This window comes from Polaromonas sp. P3_C2 (assembly GCF_056402675.1).
The window spans coordinates 1-2,030 of record NZ_JBFUGX010000705.1 but is presented as its reverse complement, the minus strand read 5'-3'; the positions used below and the strand labels follow the sequence as shown (position 1 = coordinate 2,030).

General features: G+C 64.4%; 1 protein-coding gene. It reads left to right on the top strand.

Annotated features, from left to right (window positions below; translation table 11 throughout):
* Positions 1–1,745 (top strand): (Fe-S)-binding protein (locus tag AC1DWI_RS20965; RefSeq protein WP_477725661.1); only part of this gene is annotated, 1,745 nt, incomplete at its 5' end.
* Positions 1,746–2,030 lie beyond the last annotated feature (285 nt).

Genomic DNA, 2,030 nt, shown 5'->3' with positions numbered 1-2,030 from the left:
CCTGGTATGCCCATGCCTCCGTCGGCACGCTGCATGTGCGGCCCATCCTGGACATGCGGCGCGAAGGCGCGCCCAAGATGCGCGCGATTGCCGAAGAAGCCTCCGTGCTGGTGCGCAAGTTCAAGGGTGCCTACAGCGGCGAACACGGCGACGGCCTGTGCCGCGGTGAATGGATCAAGTGGCAGTTCGGCCCGGAGATCAGCCAGGCCTTCGCCGACATCAAGCAATACATGGACCCGGCGGGCTTGCTGAGCCCCGGACGCATGATCAACCCGCCCAAGATGGACGACACGCGGCTGATGCGGTTTCCGCCGGGCTACCGTGTCATTCCCCTGAAGACCGCGCTGGACTGGCGCGCCTGGGATGTGCAGAACGACCCGGCCACCGAAAGGACCAGCGCACCCGGCAGCGGCGGCGACCCGGCCCGTGGCTTTGCCAAGGCCGTGGAGATGTGCAACAACAACGGCCACTGCCGCAAGTTTGACGCCGGCACCATGTGCCCGAGCTACCGCGTGACACGCGACGAGCAGCACCTCACGCGCGGACGCGCCAACACACTGCGCCTGGCATTGAGCGGGCAGCTGGACGGGATGAAGGCCGAAGACGCCTTCACCAGCGAAGCTGTGAAGGAGGCCATGGACCTGTGCGTGGGCTGCAAGGGTTGCAAGCGCGACTGCCCCACGGGTGTGGACATGGCCAAAATGAAGGTGGAGTTTTTGCACCACTACAAGCACAAGCACGGCTACACGCTCAAAGACAAGATGGTCGCGTACCTGCCCGACTATGCCCAATGGGCCAGCCGCCTGGCGCCGCTGCTGAACCTGCGCGACAAGGTGCCGGTGCTGGCGGCCTGGAGCGAAAAACTGATGGGCCTGTCGGCCCGCCGCACACTGCCGCAATGGACGCGCCAGACCTTCTGGAAGCGCCTGAACAAGCCCGGCGCGGCGTCGAAAGGAAGCATCACGACCGCCAGCCGCGAAGAGGTGCTGGCCGCCGCACGGCCGGTCGTGCTGTTTGTGGACACCTTCAACGGCTACTTTGAGTCAGAAAACGCACTGGCCGCGCTCAAGGTGCTGCAGGCCGCCGGCTACACGGTACATGTGGCCGCGAAAACCGTGGCGGACGGCAAAAGCCTGTGCTGCGGCCRCACTTACCTGGCCAGCGGCATGGTATCCAGGGCCAGGGCCAAGGCACGCGAGGTGGTGGAAGCCCTGCTGCCCTTTGCCGAAAAGGGCATCGCCATCGTCGGCCTGGAGCCCTCCTGCCTGCTGACACTGCGCGACGAGATGCTGGTGATGGGCCTGGGCGAAGCGGCGCACACCATCAGCCGCCACGCATTGCTGCTGGAAGAATTCCTGGCGCGAGAAGCGGCCGACGGCAAACTCGACAAGCTCAAGGGCCGGCTGAAAGCGACAGCCCAACCCATCTTGCTGCACGGCCACTGCCACCAGAAGGCCTTTGGGGCGGTGAGCCCCATCATGGATGTGCTCAAGCTGATTCCCGGCGCAAAACCTGAGCTGATCGAGTCAAGCTGCTGCGGCATGGCAGGCAGCTTTGGCTATGAGGCCAACCACTACGAGGTGTCGATGCAGATGGCCGAACTCAGCCTGCTGCCAGCGGTGCGCAAGCAGCCCGACGCCATTGTGGTGGCCGACGGCACCAGCTGCCGCCACCAGATCAGGGACGGYGCGCAGCGCGAGGCGATTCACGTCGCGGTACTGCTGGCGCAGCAGCTGCGGGGCTGAGGGCGGCCGCCACGCGGCATGTTTTCAGAGCCCGAACGCTATACTTTTAATAGCTGCTTGCGCTTTCCCTTATTGGGCTACAGCCTGTTTTTGCTTGAATATTCCGGTGCAACGCACATCAGCCACGCAAGCGCCTAGACATGCCCCACCACCATGGGCGCATGCCTGAGGTGAAGCGACAGGCCAAGGGCAGCCATGTGGTTGCCGTTGCGCCCGAGAATGGTTTCGGCCAGCGGAAGGAATTCTTCCTCTTCAAAGCGCGCGTGTTTCAGGTAGGCCTGCACC